This window comes from Streptomyces sp. NPDC031474, from assembly GCF_055581185.1.
Map to the genome: position 1 here is coordinate 172,815 of NZ_JBVIJX010000013.1, position 14,582 is coordinate 187,396.

Here is a 14,582-nt window from a genome sequence, read left to right on the forward strand (position 1 = left end):
GGCGGGGACCCCTGTGCACACTCCGCGCACGGTCGAGCGATCAGCGGCGACTGATGCTCCAGAGGCTGAGGAAGGTAAGGATTCCGAGGCCGACGAGGCTGCCGATGGCGCCGATGAGCTCCGCGGTCGTATGCATGGACCCTCCGAAGGACGGCAGCGGGCGGGGGATTGTCATATAGACATGACGACCGGCATGGCCGCGGAATCCGCTGCGCGGGCCCGGCCGAATTCACCCGGGAGGCAGACGAGGCGGCCCATCACCCGGCCGGCCCGGGGGAGGGTGGGCGGTCCCGTGTTCGAAGGCTTACGATTCTCTGTTGTGTCCAAACTGACCGACGTGCCCAAACGAATTCTGATCGGGCGCGCACTGCGCAGTGATCGGCTGGGGGAAACGCTCCTGTCGAAGCGCATCGCCCTACCCGTCTTCGCTTCCGACCCGCTCTCCTCCGTGGCCTACGCGCCCGGGGAGGTGCTGCTGGTCCTGTCCATCGCGGGCGTGTCGGCCTACCACTTCAGCCCGTGGATCGCCCTCGCGGTCGTGGTGCTGATGTTCACGGTGGTCGCCTCCTACCGGCAGAACGTCCACGCCTACCCCAGTGGCGGTGGCGACTACGAGGTGGCCACCACCAACCTCGGCCCCCGGGCCGGCCTGACCGTCGCGAGCGCGCTGCTCGTCGACTACGTCCTGACCGTCGCCGTCTCCATCTCCTCCGGCATCGAGAACCTCGGCTCCGCGATCCCGTTCGTCGTCGAGCACAAGGTGGCCTGCGCGGTCGCCGTGATCGTCCTCCTGACGCTGATGAACCTGCGCGGCGTCAAGGAGTCCGGCAAGCTCTTCGCGATCCCGACGTATGTGTTCGTCGCGGGCGTCTTCATCATGATCGCGTGGGGCGCCTTCCGCGGGCTGGTCCTCGACGACACGATGCGGGCGCCGACGGCCGACTACACGATCAGGGCCGAACACCAGGGCCTGGCGGGCTTCGCGCTCGTCTTCCTGCTGCTGCGCGCCTTCTCCTCCGGCTGTGCAGCGCTCACCGGCGTCGAGGCGATCTCCAACGGCGTCCCGGCCTTTCGTAAGCCCAAGTCCAAGAACGCGGCGACCACGCTGGCGGCGATGGGCCTGCTGGCCGTCACCATGTTCTGCGGGATCATCGTCCTGGCCCTGGTGACCAAGGTCCGGATGGCCGAGAACCCGGCCGCCGACCTGCTCAAGAACGGCGTCGGCGTCGGCTCCGGATACGTCCAGAACCCGGTGATCACCCAGGTCGCCGAGGCCGTCTTCGGCAAGGGCAGCTTCTTCTTCATCGTGCTCGCCGCGGCCACGGCCCTGGTGCTGTTCCTCGCCGCCAACACGGCGTACAACGGCTTCCCCGTGCTCGGCTCGATCCTCGCGCAGGACCGCTACCTGCCCCGCCAGCTGCACACCCGCGGCGACCGGCTGGCGTTCTCGAACGGCATCGTGCTGCTCGCCGGCGCGGCCACCCTGCTGGTCGTCATCTACGGCGCCGACTCCACCCGGCTGATCCAGCTGTACATCGTCGGCGTGTTCGTGTCCTTCACGCTCAGCCAGACCGGCATGGTCCGGCACTGGAACCGGCACCTGGCCACCGAGACCGACCCGGCCAAGCGCCGCCACATGGTGCGCTCCCGCGCGATCAACACCTTCGGCGCCTTCTTCACCGGCCTGGTCCTGGTCGTCGTCCTGGTCACCAAGTTCACACACGGCGCCTGGGTCGCCCTGCTCGGCATGGTGATCTTCTACGCGACGATGACCGCGATCCGCCGCCACTACGACGGCGTCGCCGCGGAACTCGTCGCCCCTGAGGGTCCCAGCGACGACAGCGTCCGGCCCTCGCGCGTGCACTCGGTGCTGCTGATCTCCAAGATCCACCGCCCGACCCTGCGCGCCCTCGCCTACGCCAAACTCATGCGCTCCGACACCCTGGAGGCGCTCACCGTCAACGTCGACCCGGCCGAGACGAAGGCACTGCGCGAGGAGTGGGAACGGCGCGGGATCGACGTACCGCTGAAGGTTCTGGACTCGCCGTACCGGGAGGTCACGCGGCCGGTCATCGAGTACGTCAAGAGCCTGCGCCGGGAGTCGCCGCGCGACGCGGTGTCGGTGATCATCCCCGAGTACGTGGTCGGCCACTGGTACGAGCATCTGCTGCACAACCAGAGCGCGCTGCGGCTGAAGGGCCGGCTGCTGTTCACGCCGGGCGTGATGGTCACGTCGGTCCCGTACCAGCTGCAGTCCTCCGAGGCGGCGAAGAACCGGGCCCGCAAGCGTCAGGAGTGGAACGCTCCGGGTTCGGTACGGCGCGGTCCCCTGCAGGAGGGGCGGCCGAAGGAGCCGTCGGGCACCGGCGGCGCGAAGACCGGCGGTGCGACCGGCGGCGGTTCGACGGCCGGTGGTTCGACGGCCGGTGGTTCGACGGGCGCTTCGGGGCCGGACGCGAAGAGCTGACCCGGGCGCCGGGCTCCGCACCCGGCGTCCCGCGTCCCGGCTCGTCCCGCGTCCCGGCTCGTCCCGCGTCCCGGCTCGTCCCGCGTCCCGGCTCGTCCCGCGTCCCGGCTCGTGGTGAACGGCCGGACGACAGCCACGTAGACTGGTGGGCTGTTGTCCGGCCGTTCCTCGTTCGACGTTGTGGAGTCACCCCGCCATGCAGGCAGAACCGAAGAAGTCGCAGGCGGTATCCCTGGTCGGCGAGGAGTACGAGGTCGAGATCGGCCCCGTCGCCCACGGCGGTCACTGCATCGCCCGTACCGAATCCGGCCAGGTGCTGTTCGTCCGGCACACGCTGCCCGGCGAGCGGGTCGTGGCCCGGGTGACCGAGGGCGAGGAGGGCGCGCGATACCTGCGGGCGGACGCCGTACGGATCCTGGAGGCGTCCAAGGACCGCGTCGAGGCCCCCTGCCCGTACGCCGGCCCCGGCCGCTGCGGCGGCTGCGACTGGCAGCACGCCAAGCCGGGCGCGCAGCGCCGCCTCAAGGGCGAGGTGATCGCCGAACAGCTCCAGCGGCTGGCGGGCCTCACGCCCGAGGAGGCCGGCTGGGACGGCACCGTGATGCCGGCCGAGGGCGACAAGCTTCCGGCGGGCCAGGTGCCCCAGTGGCGCACGCGCGTGCAGTACGCGGTGGACGCCGACGGCAACGCCGGTCTGCGCCGCCACCGCTCGCACGAGGTCGAGCCCGTCGAGCACTGCATGATCGCGGCGCCGGGCGTGAGCGAGCTGGGCATCGAGGAGCGCGACTGGTCCGGCATGGCGTCGGTGGACGCGATCGCCGCGACCGGCTCCCAGGACCGCATGGTGATCCTGGAGCCGCAGCCGGGCGCCCGGCTCCCCCTGGTCGAGCTCGACAGGCCCGTCTCCGTGATGCGCGTCGAGGAGAAGGACGGCGGCATCCACCGCGTGCACGGCCGCGCCTTCGTCCGCGAGCGGGCCGACGGCCGTACGTACCGGGTCGGCAGCGGCGGCTTCTGGCAGGTCCACCCGCAGGCCGCCGACACCCTCGTCAAGGCCGTCATGCAGGGCCTGCTGCCGCGCAAGGGCGACATGGCGCTCGACCTGTACTGCGGTGTGGGCCTGTTCGCCGGCGCGCTGGCCGACCGACTCGGCGAGAAGGGCGCGGTCCTCGGCATCGAGTCCGGCAAGCGCGCGGTCGAGGACGCCCGCCACAACCTCGCCGACTTCGACCGGGTGCGCATCGAACAGGGCAAGGTGGAGAGCGTCCTGCCGCGCACCGGCATCACCGAGGTCGACCTGATCGTCCTGGACCCGCCGCGGGCAGGGGCGGGCAAGAAGACGGTGGAGCACCTGGCGTCGCTCGGCGCCCGGAAGATCGCATACGTGGCATGCGACCCGGCCGCACTGGCACGGGACCTGGCGTACTTCCGGGACGGCGGATACCGGGTGCGGACGCTGCGGGCGTTCGATCTGTTTCCGATGACGCACCACGTGGAGTGCGTGGCGATCCTGGAGCCTGCGGCAAAGGGTTCCTGAGCTGCGGTTTTGTGCGTGCGCATTACGCGCGGTGTGGGCGTTACGGGCGATATCCTGACGCTGATCTCCTCCCCGCGGGGAACCCCGAGCCGTAGGGCGTGCCAGGAACCTGCCTGTCGCGCGGGACCGGGCTTCGGGTAGCCGGGCGGTCGCGGGATGTCAGCGCTCGCACCGCCTGACAGCCCCTTCCAGCCGCCTTCATGGCGGCGGCCCGTCGCGGTCAGCTGACGGGGGAGGAGGCCGGCAGGTCCTGGTCGGAGGCCCAGGAGGCCAGGATGCGCAGCCGTTCGTGCGTGGGGGAGCCGGGCTCGGCGGTCCAGACGGTCAGATGCTGGTCGGGATCGGTGTTGGCGGTGAGGGTGTCCCAGTCCAGGACGAGTTCGCCGACGACCGGATGGTTGAGGGTCTTCGTGCCCACGGTGCGGGCGGCGACGTGATGATCGCCCCACCAGCGGGCGAACTGCTTGTCGCGCATGGACAGTTCACCGACCAGCTCGATCAGGCGCGGGTCTTCGGGATACTTCGCGGCCTCCATGCGCAGTTGGGCGACGGCGATGTGCGCGGAGCTCTCCCAGTCGGCGTACAGGGTGCGCATGGCGGGGTCGGTGAAGATGATCCGCGGGTAGTTGCGGTGCCTTTCCGCGAAGCGGGAGAAGTCGGTGACCAGTGCGGCGGCCAGCGCGTTCCAGGCCAGAATGTCCCCGCGCCGGCCCTGCACGATGGCCGGAGTGGCGGTGAGGTCGTCCAGGACCCGCTGCAACTGTGGCTGGACCTTCTGCCGGCCGCGGTGCCGGGTGCGGGTGGTGGTCTTGCCCGCGAGCTGGAAAAGGTAGCCGCGCTCGTCGTCGTCCAGGTGGAGGACCCGGGCGAGGACGTCCAGCACGGGCGCCGACGCCTGCATACGGCCCTGTTCGAGGCGGGTGTAGTAGTCGGTGCTGATGCTGGCGAGCTGGGCGACCTCCTCGCGGCGCAGCCCCTCCACCCGGCGGGGCCTGTCGGTCTCGGGCAGTCCGACCGTGCGCGGGCTCAGCTCGGAGCGGCGCTTCTTGAGGAATTCTCCCAGCTCATTGAGGGGAACGTTGGCGGTCATGCTTCCCAGGATGACATCGATCGCACCTGCGGAAGGGGGGACAATTTCCTCCCCGGATGTGTCCCTCCTGGGATATTTCTCTCCGCTTTTCGCGCCTGCCCTCGCGTGTGAGGCTCGACCGTGAGCAGTCGTTCCTCACGACGGCTGCGGCTCACCGATCCCCGCACCGAAGGAAGCATCCCCATGCGCGGAGCAGTCATCCACGCCCCCGGCGACGTCCGCTTCGAGAACCTCGACGACCCGAAGGTCATCGAGCCGACCGACGCGGTGATCCGTACGGTCGCCACCTGTGTGTGCGGCTCCGACCTGTGGCCGTATCGCGGTCTCGAGCCGGTCGGCGACCCGCACCCGATGGGGCACGAGTACGTCGGCATCGTCGAGGAGGTCGGCAGCGAGGTCGCGGGCGTCAGGCCGGGCCAGTTCGTGGTCGGTTCCTTCGCCACCTCGGACAACACCTGCGTGAACTGCCTGAACGGCTGGCAGTCCTCCTGTCTGAACCGCGAATTCATGAGCACCTGCCAGGCGGACTACGTGCGCATCCCCAACGCCCACGGCACCCTGGTCGCCACGGACGAGCACCCGGACGCCGAGATGGTGCCCAGCCTGCTCGCCGTGTCCGACGTGATGGGCACCGGCTGGTACGCCGCCCTCGCCGCCGAGGTGAAGCCCGGCTCGACGGCGGTCGTGGTCGGCGACGGAGCGGTCGGCCTGTGCGGTGTCATCGCCGCGAAGGAACTGGGCGCGGAGCGGATCATCGCCATGTCCCGGCACGAGCCCCGGCAGAAGCTGGCCCTGGAGTTCGGCGCCACCGACATCGTGGCCGAGCGCGGCGACGAAGGCATCGCCCGCGTCAAGGACCTCACCGGCGGCATCGGCGCCGACAGCGTGCTGGAGTGCGTCGGCACCGCGGATTCGATGCGGCAGGCCCTGCATTCCACCCGGCCCGGCGGCAACGTCGGCTTCGTCGGCGTACCGCACGAGGTGGCGGTCGACGGCCAGGAGCTGTTCTTCTCCCATGTCGGCCTGCGCGGCGGCCCCGCCCCCGTGCGCCGCTTCCTGCCCGACCTGATCGACCGCGTGCTGACCGGCCGCATCAATCCGGGAAAGGTCTTCGACCTCAGCCTGCCCCTGGACCAGGTCGCCGAGGGCTACAAGGCGATGGACGAACGCCGCGCCGTCAAGGCCCTGCTCAAGCCCTGAGCACAGACGCGTCCACATCCGGGGCCGTATCCAGGCGGTGCGGCCTCAGGACCGGCAATCACCCCCGCTCACGCAAGGACTGCCCATGACGACCTTCGCCCTCGTCGGCGCCGGCCCCGGTCTCGGGCTGGCTACCGCCCGCCGCTTCGGAGCCGCCGGCCACACCGTCGCCCTCATCGCCCGCGACGCGGAGAAGCTGGCCGGCCTGACGGCCGACCTCGCCCGTGACGGCATCCAGGCGCGCGGCTACCCGGCCGACGTCCTCGACATCGAGTCCCTGACCGCAGCCCTGTACGCAGCCGCGGCCGACCTGGGGCCCATCGAGATCCTCCAGTACAGCCCCGTGCCCCAGGCCCACTTCATGAAGCCGGTCCTCGGCACCAGCGCCGACGACCTCGACGCCCCGCTCGGCTTCTCCGTCAAGGGTCCTGTCGCCGGCGTGCACGCCGTCCTGCCCGGGATGCGCGAACTCGGCCGCGGCACCCTGCTGTTCGTCAACGGCTCCAGCGCCGTACGACCCAACCCGAAGGTCGCCGGCACCTCGATCGCCTTCGCCGCCGAGAGCGCCTACGCCCGCATGCTCCACGACGCGCTCGCCCCGGAGAACATCCACGCCGCCCAGCTGATCATCCCCGGAGCGATCCGGCCCGACGCCGAGCACAGCAGCCCCGACGTGCTGGCCGAGCGCCTGTACGACATCCACGTCAAGCGGGACGGCTTCCGCCACTACGCCGAGCCCCTGCCCGACTAGCCACTGGACGACCTTGTGAACCCCGCCCCTCTTCGGGCTCTCGCCCGCGTGGGCCCGGCCGCCGCCCTGCTCCTGGTCATGACCGCCTGCACCGACGACTCCCCGCCCTCCTCCGTCTCCGGGGCCGCGCCCGCGTCCGCGCAGGCTTCGACGGCCCCGGCGGCCACCACACCGACCGGCAGGACCACCGCGATGAACATCCGGCTCACCCTCGACGGCCACCCCGTCGCCGCCACCCTGAACGACAGCCCCACCGCCCGCGACCTCGCCGCACAGCTCCCCCTGACCCTCTCCCTGCGCGACCTCAACCAGGCAGAGAAGACCGCCGATCTGCCCCGGAAGCTGTCCACCTCCGGCGCCCCGGAAGGCGCCGATCCCGAGGTCGGTGACCTGGCGTACTACGCACCCTGGAACCAGCTCGCCGCCTACTACCGCGACGCCCCGTACGCGACCGGCCTGGTCATCCTCGGGCATATGGCCGACGGCGGCGCCGAGCAACTCGCCACCGCCGACGAGATCACCCTCGAAGCCGCGCCCTGACCCGGCCCACCGCTCGCCCTTACACAAAGGGGGAGGAGACCCTCCCCTTTTCGTCCGGTTCGCTGCAGGGGACCTTCGAAGACGTGGTCGCGCCGTCCACTGTCCGCCGCGACGGCTTCAGCCGCCACCAAGATCCGATTTCCACGCAAGGAGAGACCACACGTATGCCTTCCGCGTCCGGGACCACCCCCGGCAAGCTCCCCCTCGTCGTCTGGGTGCTCGCCGCCGGCACGTTCCTGATGGGGACCACCGAGTTCGTCGTCGCCGGCCTGCTGCCGGAGCTGGCCGGTGACCTCGGCGTCAGCGTCTCCCACGCCGGCCTGCTGATCACCGCCTTCGCCATCGGCATGATCATCGGTGCGCCGACCATGGCCATGGCGACCCTGCGCCTTCCCCAGCGCCGGACGCTGATCCTGGCCCTGTCCGTGTTCTGCCTCGGACACCTCGTCGCCGCCCTCAGCACGTCCTTCACGATCGTCCTGGCCGCCCGGGTCGTCACCGCCCTGGCCACCGGAGCGTTCTGGTCCGTCGGCTTCGTCGTCGCCACCACCGCCGCCGGGCCGCACAACGCCACCCGCGCCACGGGCGTCATGATCGGCGGGCTGACCCTGGCCAACGTCGTCGGCGTGCCGGTCGGCTCCTTCGCCGGTCAGTTCACCGGCTGGCGCGGCCCCTTCTGGGCCCTGGCCGTCCTCTCCGGGCTCGCCGCCGTGTTCATCGGCCGCTTCATCCCGGCCCGGGAGCAGCGCGTCGAGGTGTCCCTCCAGGCCGAGGTCCGGGCTCTGCGGCAGGGCCGGCTGTGGCTGGCGCTCGGCGCCGCGATGCTGATCATGGGCGGAGTCCTGGCGACGTACACCTATGTCACGCCCCTGCTGACCGACCGCGCGGGCATCCCCGCAGGCGCCGTACCGCTCGTCCTCATCGCCTTCGGCGTCGGCGCGCTGGGGGGCACCACCATCGGAGGCCGCCTGGGCGACCGGCGTCCGATGGTCACCACCATCACGGCCGCCGCGGCCACCGCTCTGGTCCTGCTCCTGATGATCCCGCTGTCCGGCAATCCGGTGACGGCCACGCTCCTCGTCTTCCTGATGGGCCTGACCGGCTTCACGGTCAACCCGGTCGTCACCGCCCTCGCCATGCGCTTCGCGGGCGACGCCCCCACGCTCACCTCGGCGCTGACCACCTCCGCCTTCAACACCGGCATCGCCGCCGGATCGGCGATCGCCGGTAGGGCCCTGGACTCCTCCCTGGGCCTGACCGGCCCGCCGCTGGTGGGCACCGTCATCGCCGCCCTCACGCTGCTGCCCCTGATCGCCCTCGCCGTCCACGGCCCGTCCCACAAGGGCCGGATCGTGGCCCGGAGCGGCGCTCCCACGCAACGGCGACGCGACGAACCCGCGCAGGTCTCGTCGCAGCACTGACTCAAGCCTGGAGCCGCGTACGGCCGACGACGTACCAGCAAGAGAGGACTCCGCACATGACTGTGAGCAGCACGGGCCTCACCGGGAAGGTGGTCTTCGTGACCGGAGCCGGCTCCGGCATCGGCCGCATGACTGCCGTCGCCTTCGCCCGCGAGGGCGCCCGCATCTGACGGCGTCGCGGCAAGGCGTCGTGCCGCCGCGGTTCATCCAGGCACTGCGGACACCGGCCGTACCGCCACATCTCTCCACCTGAAGGGACAACTCCCCGTGAATCCCACCTACGACTTCACCGGCCAGGTCGCTCTCGTCACCGGGGCCGGCGCCGGTATGGGGCTGGCGACCGCCCGCGCGTTCGCCCGGTCCGGAGCCGCCGTCGCCCTCACCGACATCGACGCAGCGGCCCTGAACGCCGCCGCGAAGGAACTCACCGACGCCGGCCATCAAGCCCTCGCCCTCACCTGCGACGTCAGCGACGAGGACCAGGTCGCCGCCGCCGTCGACCGCACGGTCGAGACCTTCGGCCGCCTCGACATGGCCTACAACAACGCCGGCATCCAGATCCCGCCCAGCGACGCCGCCGACGAGCCCGCCGAACGATTCGACCGCGTCAACGCGGTCAACCTGCGCGGCGTGTGGGCCTGCATGAAGCACGAGCTGCGGCACATGCGTGCCCAGGGCAGCGGCGCGATCGTCAACTGCTCCTCCCTGGGCGGCCTGGTCGGCCTGCCCGGCCGCGCCTCCTACCACGCCTCCAAGCACGGCGTGATCGGCCTGACGAGCAGCGCGGCACTCGAATACGCCCCCCGAGGCATCCGTATCAACGCCGTCTGCCCCGGCACCATCGACACCCCCATGGTCAGCGACATGATCGCCAAGGGGGAACTCGACCGTGCCGAGGCCGAGGCCAACCAGCCCATCAACCGGCTCGGCACCGCGGATGAGATCGCCCAGGCCGTCCTGTGGCTGTGCAGCCCCGGAGCGGGTTTCGTCATCGGCGTCGCCCTCCCCGTGGACGGCGGCTACGTCGCCCGCTAGGGACGGCCCACCCCGCAACGAGAGTTGAGACATCATGGAATTCATCAAGCCGCAGCCCAGCAGCAAGGCCCCGGCCAACTGGTTCACCGGCGACGTGTGGTGGGACGTCATCGTGGCCGGCCAGGCCCCGTCCGCGATGCGCGCCAACCTGGTCCGCTTCTCGCCGGGCGCCCGCACCAACTGGCACTCCCACGCCGTGGGCCAGACCCTGCACGTCGTTTCCGGCATCGCACTGATCGGCACCCGGGACGGCACCGTCTTCGAGGCCCACCCCGGCGAGACCGTCGCGTGTCCGCCGAACGAGGAACACTGGCACGGCGCCGTCCCCGACCGGTTCATGGAGCACATCGCCCTGTGGGAGGCCACGGGCGACGGCACCCCCGAGACCACGTGGGCCGAACCGGTCACCGACCAGCAGTACAACGGCCGCCGCACCCGCGCCCACTAGCCCCGGCCCCTCCCACGCGCATCCGGGGCTCAGTCACTTCTGACGGAGCCTCAAGGGGGGAGGAAAGTCTCCCTGCCACGGGCGTCACCGGTGGTGCAAGACTCCCCAAGTGACCGGCAGCCGCTGCCAGAGCGCGCGGTTGCCGGCTTCCCCGCGGTGACGACGATCCACTCTCGCGTCCCGCCGATGTGTACGGCCGATCCGTCATCAGCGATACGAAGGCGTACGTATGTCAACTGAACTCCCCGAACCCGCCGCTCCACCCCCGACCGGAGCCGGCGACTCCTCCCCGGCGCCCACTCGGCGCACCTTCATCGCCACGAGCACCGCGGTCGGCGGCGCGGTCGTCGCGGGGAGCGTCGTCGGAGGGACCTCCCTCATCGGCGGGGAAGAGGCGGCAGCCGCCGAGAGGCCGCCGTCCAGCCGTGTCTCCCTGACGGTCAACGGCACCCGCCGGACCGTGACGGTAGACAACCGCACCTCGCTGCTCGACCTGCTGCGCGAGCATCTCGGACTGACGGGCTCGAAGAAGGGCTGCAACGCCGGGGCCTGCGGGGCGTGCACGGTGCTGGTCGACGGCCACCGGGTCAACGCCTGTCTGACGCTGGCGGTGCGTCTGGAGGGGGCCGAGGTCACCACGATCGAGGGCCTGGCCGAGGGCGATCAACTCCACCCGTTGCAGCAGGCGTTCATCGACGAGGACGCCTTCCAGTGCGGCTACTGCACACCGGGGCAGATCGTCTCCGGGGTGGGTTGCATCCAGGAGGGGCACACCGGTTCGCCGGAGGAGATCCGGGAGTGGATGAGCGGCAACATCTGCCGCTGCGGCTGTTACGTCAAGATCGTGCGCGCGGTGGAGCAGACCGCGGGCCGGAAGTGAGGATCGGCCGCCATGCATCCCTTCTCCTACACCCGTGTCTCCGACACCCGTGAAGCCCTCAACGCCGGTCGCGGCGGCGGGCGTTACATCGCCGGGGGCACCACCCTGGTCGACCTCATGCGGGAGACCGTCGAACGCCCCGAGACCCTCGTCGACATCACCCGCCTGCCGCTGGGCGAGGTCACCGTCACCGAACGCGGGGGCCTGCGTATCGGCGCCCTGGTGACCATGTCCGAGGCCGCCGCCCACGCCAAGGTGCGCACGCTGTATCCCGTCGTCTCCGAGGCGCTGGAGCTGAGCGCCTCTGCCCAGCTGCGGAACATGGCGACCATCGGCGGCAACATCATGCAGCGCACCCGGTGCACCTACTTCCGGGACGTGACAGCCGACTGCAACAAGCGCGAGCCCGGCTCCGGTTGCGCCGCCCTGCACGGTGTCAACCGCACCCATGCCATCCTCGGGACCTCTGACGCCTGCGTGGCCACGCACCCCTCCGATGCCGCCGTGGCCTTCGCCGCCCTGGAGGCACGGGTGCATCTGCTGGGCCCGGACGGGGCACGGCACGTCCCCTTCGCCGATTTCCTGCTGCGGCCCGGCAGCACCCCGCAGCGCGAACAGGCTCTGCGCAGAGGTGAGTTGATCACGGCCGTGGAGATCCCCGCTCTTCCGCGCCCGCTCAGGTCCGGCTATCTGAAGGTGCGTGACCGGCAGTCCTACGAGTTCGCCCTGACGTCGGCGGCCGTCGCGCTGCACGTACGCGGTGGGGTGATCCGCGAGGCCAGGGTCGCCGCCGGGGGCGTGGGCACGGTGCCCTGGAAGCTGCCCGCCGTCGAACAGCACCTCGTCGGTGAACGCCCCTCGGGGGCTCTGTGGTCGGCCGCTGCCGCGAAGGCGGCGGACGGCGCCCGCCCTCTTCAGCACAACCATTTCAAGGTCGAGCTGCTCAAGCGCACGGTCGAACGCCAGCTGCGCGTCGTAGGAGGTACCAAGTGAGCCCCCAGCCGCCGGCAGCCGTGGGTGCGCCGCTGTCCCGGGTGGACGGCCGGCTCAAGGTCACGGGCAAGGCGCTGTACGCCGCCGAGCACGAGGTCGAGGGGTCCGTTCACGCCGTCATCGTCGACGCGAGCATCGGCCGCGGTCGCATCACGTCGATCGACGGCGCCGCCGCCGAAGCCCTTCCGGGCGTACTGACGGTGCTCCACCACCGCAACGCGCCGACGCTGCCGTACCGCGACAACGCCGGGTCGAACAACCCGCCCGGCCGGCGACTGCGCGTCTTCCAGGACGACCGCGTCCGCTTCCACGGCCAGCCGGTCGCCGTCGTGGTGGCCACCACCCTGGAGGCCGCACAGCACGGCGCGAGCCTGGTCAAGGTCGGCTACGACGCCGAACAGCCCTCGACCGACCTCACCGAGGCCGAGCCGGACGAGCCGACCCGTTACGCGCGCGGCGACGCCGAAGCCGCCCTGCGCGCGGCGGCCGTACGACTGGACCTGACGTATCGCACGGCGCGCAACCACCACAACCCGATGGAGCCGCACGCCACCATCGCCCGCTGGGACGGCGACCAGCTCACCGTGTGGGACAAGACCCAGTGGGTGGTGGGCACGCAGACCGAACTCGCCGCGGTGTTCGGCCTGGAGACGGACGCGGTGCGCGTCATCTCACCGTTCGTCGGCGGCGGTTTCGGCACGGCGCTGCGCTGCTGGCCGCACGTGGTGGTAGCCGCGCTGGCCGCCCGCGAGACGAAGCGCCCGGTCAAGCTGGTCCTCAGTCGCAAGCAGATGTACCTCGGTACCGGTTTCCGGCCCTCGTACGAGTACCACCTGCGCCTCGGCAGTGACCGGCGCGGCCGGCTGTCCGCCGCGGTGCACGAGCTGGACGCCGAGACGTCCTCGTACGAGACGTTCACCGAGTCCATCCTGGCGGCCGGGCAGATGCTCTACAGCATGCCCAACGTGACCCAGAGGTACCGGACGGTGCCGCTGGATCTGCCCACGCCGCTGTACATGCGAGGCCCCGGCTTCCAGACGGCCTCCTTCGTCATCGAGTCGGCCATGGACGAACTCGCCCACCAGCTCGGCGTCGACCCGATCGAGCTGCGCCGGCGCAACGAGCCGAACGAGGACGAGTCGTCCGGGCTGCCGTTCTCCACCCGTCGGCTGCGCGAGTGCTATGCGGTCGGCGCGCGCGAGTTCGGCTGGGATCGCCGCAACCCCAGGCCCCGCGCGACGCGTGAGGGGGACTGGCTGATCGGCAGGGGCATGGCCGCCGGCGTCTACGACACCGCGCGCATGCCCGCCCAGGCCCGCGCCCGCCTGGACGCCGACGGCACCGCGCTGGTCGAGGCCGCCGCCACCGACATGGGACCGGGCACGTACACCTCCCAGACCCAGGTGGCCGCCGACGCCCTCGGGTTGACCGTGCGCTCGGTCACCTTCCGGCTGGGGGACTCCCTCTACCCGCCGACCCCGCCGCACGGCGGGTCGATGACCATGGCCAGCGTCGGCTCCGCCACCCTCGACGCCTGCGACAAGGTCCGCCGTCAGGCGATCGAATTGGCCGTCGGGGACCGTGAGTCGCCGCTGTACCGCGTGGCGGCCGACGATGTCGTCGTACGCAACGGCCGCCTGCACGTGGAGAACGATCCCACGCGCGGGGAGACCTACCGGCGGCTGCTGGCCCGCAACGACCGCACCCACCTGGAGGCGGACGGCTCCTTCGCCCCGCCGTCGGGGCCGGAGCGGCACTCCTTCTACGGCTACAACGCCACCTTCGCCGAAGTGGCCGTCGACGCGACCCTGGGCCTGGTGCGGGTGCGGCGCGTACTCGGCGTGTACGACGCGGGCCGCATCATCAGCCCCAAGCTCGCCGACAGCCAGGCCCTCGGCGGCATGGTCGGCGGCATCGGCACAGCCCTGCTGGAGCACACCGTCACCGACCACCGCGACGGACGCATCGTCAACGCTAACCTCGCCGACTACCTCGTCCCCGTCAACGCCGACATCCCCGACCTCAAGGCGATCTACCTGGACGGCGAGGACCGTGAGGCCGACCCGCTCGGCGTCAAGGGTCTCGGCGAGCTCGTGATGATCGGGGTGGCGCCCGCCATCGCCAACGCGGTCTTCAACGCCACCGGCCGCCGCGTCCGCGAACTGCCCATCACCGCAGAGGCGTTGCTCTGATCCATGCCATCGGGCCGACGGTGCGCAC

Annotated in this window: 12 protein-coding genes; 11 read left to right on the top strand and 1 reads right to left on the bottom strand. The window is 71.1% G+C overall.

Translation table 11 applies throughout. The features are described 5' to 3' along the window. The first annotated feature begins 319 nt into the window (after positions 1 to 319). Together ACZ5SK_RS27810 and ACZ5SK_RS27815 are read left to right on the top strand one after the other, a co-directional pair. Entirely contained in the window at positions 320 to 2,467 is a 2,148-nt protein-coding gene (locus ACZ5SK_RS27810) for an APC family permease (RefSeq protein WP_334576546.1), read from the top strand. 196 nt (positions 2,468 to 2,663) lie between these two features. Beyond that, on the top strand, positions 2,664 to 4,004 hold the full coding sequence (locus ACZ5SK_RS27815) for a class I SAM-dependent RNA methyltransferase (protein WP_334576545.1): 1,341 nt from the start codon (positions 2,664 to 2,666) through the stop codon (positions 4,002 to 4,004). 220 nt (positions 4,005 to 4,224) lie between these two features. On the opposite strand, the gene ACZ5SK_RS27820 is transcribed toward ACZ5SK_RS27815, so the two are convergent. Next, complete coding sequence (locus ACZ5SK_RS27820; RefSeq protein WP_334576543.1) at positions 4,225 to 5,094, bottom strand: helix-turn-helix domain-containing protein; 870 nt, start codon at positions 5,092 to 5,094, stop codon at positions 4,225 to 4,227. A gap of 183 nt (positions 5,095 to 5,277) precedes the next feature. On the opposite strand from ACZ5SK_RS27820, the gene ACZ5SK_RS27825 reads away from it, so the two are divergent. From ACZ5SK_RS27825 to ACZ5SK_RS27865, 9 genes are all read left to right on the top strand, one after another. Then, a complete protein-coding gene (locus ACZ5SK_RS27825) occupies positions 5,278 to 6,294 on the top strand; it encodes a zinc-dependent alcohol dehydrogenase family protein (RefSeq protein WP_457494434.1) in 1,017 nt (338 codons plus the stop codon). A gap of 85 nt (positions 6,295 to 6,379) precedes the next feature. Then, a complete protein-coding gene (locus ACZ5SK_RS27830; protein WP_334576540.1) occupies positions 6,380 to 7,045 on the top strand; it encodes an SDR family NAD(P)-dependent oxidoreductase in 666 nt (221 codons plus the stop codon). Between the two features lie 15 nt (positions 7,046 to 7,060). After that, entirely contained in the window at positions 7,061 to 7,585 is a 525-nt protein-coding gene (locus ACZ5SK_RS27835; RefSeq protein ID WP_334576539.1) for a cyclophilin-like fold protein, read from the top strand. Between the two features lie 164 nt (positions 7,586 to 7,749). Further along, complete coding sequence (locus tag ACZ5SK_RS27840) at positions 7,750 to 9,006, top strand: MFS transporter (protein ID WP_361705641.1); 1,257 nt, start codon at positions 7,750 to 7,752, stop codon at positions 9,004 to 9,006. A 267-nt stretch (positions 9,007 to 9,273) separates the two neighbouring features. Then, a complete protein-coding gene (locus ACZ5SK_RS27845; RefSeq protein ID WP_334576536.1) occupies positions 9,274 to 10,041 on the top strand; it encodes a glucose 1-dehydrogenase in 768 nt (255 codons plus the stop codon). A 34-nt stretch (positions 10,042 to 10,075) separates the two neighbouring features. Further along, the gene (locus ACZ5SK_RS27850) at positions 10,076 to 10,489 is read left to right on the top strand and encodes a (R)-mandelonitrile lyase (RefSeq protein WP_361705644.1); all 414 of its coding nucleotides are present in this window, start codon (positions 10,076 to 10,078) and stop codon (positions 10,487 to 10,489) included. Positions 10,490 to 10,718: 229 nt separating this feature from the next. Beyond that, positions 10,719 to 11,369, top strand: a complete 651-nt coding sequence (locus ACZ5SK_RS27855; RefSeq protein WP_334576534.1) for a (2Fe-2S)-binding protein — start codon at positions 10,719 to 10,721, stop codon at positions 11,367 to 11,369. Between the two features lie 12 nt (positions 11,370 to 11,381). Continuing rightward, positions 11,382 to 12,362, top strand: a complete 981-nt coding sequence (locus ACZ5SK_RS27860; RefSeq protein ID WP_361705649.1) for an FAD binding domain-containing protein — start codon at positions 11,382 to 11,384, stop codon at positions 12,360 to 12,362. Beyond that, positions 12,359 to 14,554, top strand: coding sequence for a xanthine dehydrogenase family protein molybdopterin-binding subunit (locus ACZ5SK_RS27865; RefSeq protein ID WP_334576530.1), 2,196 nt, complete (start codon positions 12,359 to 12,361; stop codon positions 14,552 to 14,554). The genes ACZ5SK_RS27860 and ACZ5SK_RS27865 overlap by 4 nt, the downstream gene beginning before the upstream one ends. Positions 14,555 to 14,582: the final 28 nt, after the last annotated feature.

What these genes read in the sequence shown, in the direction of transcription:
- ACZ5SK_RS27850 (WP_361705644.1), top strand. Translation starts at nt 10,076, where the DNA reads ATGGAATTCATCAAGCCGCAGCCCAGCAGCAAGGCCCCGGCCAACTGG.
- ACZ5SK_RS27820 (WP_334576543.1), bottom strand. Translation starts at nt 5,094, where the DNA reads ATGACCGCCAACGTTCCCCTCAATGAGCTGGGAGAATTCCTCAAGAAG.
- ACZ5SK_RS27815 (WP_334576545.1), top strand. Translation starts at nt 2,664, where the DNA reads ATGCAGGCAGAACCGAAGAAGTCGCAGGCGGTATCCCTGGTCGGCGAG.
- ACZ5SK_RS27855 (WP_334576534.1), top strand. Translation starts at nt 10,719, where the DNA reads ATGTCAACTGAACTCCCCGAACCCGCCGCTCCACCCCCGACCGGAGCC.
- ACZ5SK_RS27840 (WP_361705641.1), top strand. Translation starts at nt 7,750, where the DNA reads ATGCCTTCCGCGTCCGGGACCACCCCCGGCAAGCTCCCCCTCGTCGTC.
- ACZ5SK_RS27860 (WP_361705649.1), top strand. Translation starts at nt 11,382, where the DNA reads ATGCATCCCTTCTCCTACACCCGTGTCTCCGACACCCGTGAAGCCCTC.
- ACZ5SK_RS27825 (WP_457494434.1), top strand. Translation starts at nt 5,278, where the DNA reads ATGCGCGGAGCAGTCATCCACGCCCCCGGCGACGTCCGCTTCGAGAAC.
- ACZ5SK_RS27830 (WP_334576540.1), top strand. Translation starts at nt 6,380, where the DNA reads ATGACGACCTTCGCCCTCGTCGGCGCCGGCCCCGGTCTCGGGCTGGCT.